Here is an 860-nt window from a genome sequence, read left to right on the forward strand (position 1 = left end):
CGCGGCCTGGGTCGAGCGGCTCTCGCCCGCCAGACGCAGCGCCTCAGCGCGGAAGGCGGCATCATAACGCCGACGTTTAGGAGGTTGGGGGCTGTCCTTCATGACATTCGAAAGATAAGACCCTATTCTGTCCACATTTACCCGACCACCTCAATGATACCGGCTCCCCGGGGAAGCACGCGGCCTGTCCTGCCCGCTACAGCCGGACAGGCTTACCAGGTATGGAGCTTAAACCCTAGTTTTTGCGCCTGCGCCAGCAGGGTTTCGGACTGGTCCTGTGCTACCACGCTCAGCGGGTACGAGTCGCCGTCGAGCGCAAACAGAACCAGCGCTAGGCCGAGCGGCTCCAACGCATCCTGCAAGATGTCCAGCCGTTCGGGGCCAAGCTCGTCCTCCGCGCCCAAGCTCAGAGGCAGTACGAGGAGTTTCCGACCCTGCTGGGTGAGCACGTAGTTCAGGCTCTCGGCCATCTGGCCAGCGGTTTCCTGCCAGTCGCACTCCACAGCCAGGTCTTCTGCCAGCAGCGAATCAATCAGGGCCAGGTCGCGCAGCTCCTGCGGATCAATGACGCCCTCGGCCAAATCATCCGCAAAATGGGCGGCGTACTCCGCCGGATCAGTCAAGACCAGACTCAGCCGCGCCACCAGTCTTGGGACTACGGTCGTGTCGCCCACGGCGAAGGTGTTCAGAAAGGCGGAAAGGTCAGCGTGCATACGTGTCAGGATAAGTTGTTGGTGAGCAAAGCTATTGATGGTTGGAGTTAGGGCGAGTTCTCAATCAGAGCCACATTCGGATAGCGGCAAGGGTAACAAGGGCCAAATAAGCCAAAGCCGTTTTTTCGAAGCGGTTGGCGATGGCCC

General features: G+C 60.3%; 1 protein-coding gene. It reads right to left on the reverse strand.

Translation table 11 applies throughout. The features are described from left to right. Positions 1-212: 212 nt before the first annotated feature. Positions 213-713, reverse strand: a complete 501-nt coding sequence (locus CDA63_RS20085) for a DUF6630 family protein (RefSeq protein WP_088466229.1) — start codon at positions 711-713, stop codon at positions 213-215. Positions 714-860: the final 147 nt, after the last annotated feature.

It is taken from the genome of Hymenobacter amundsenii, from assembly GCF_002204745.1.
GTDB lineage: Bacteria > Bacteroidota > Bacteroidia > Cytophagales > Hymenobacteraceae > Hymenobacter > Hymenobacter amundsenii.

Bases quoted from the DNA above. Each gene is read 5' to 3' on its own strand.
- CDA63_RS20085 (WP_088466229.1), bottom strand. From the start codon at position 713: ATGCACGCTGACCTTTCCGCCTTTCTGAACACCTTCGCCGTGGGCGAC.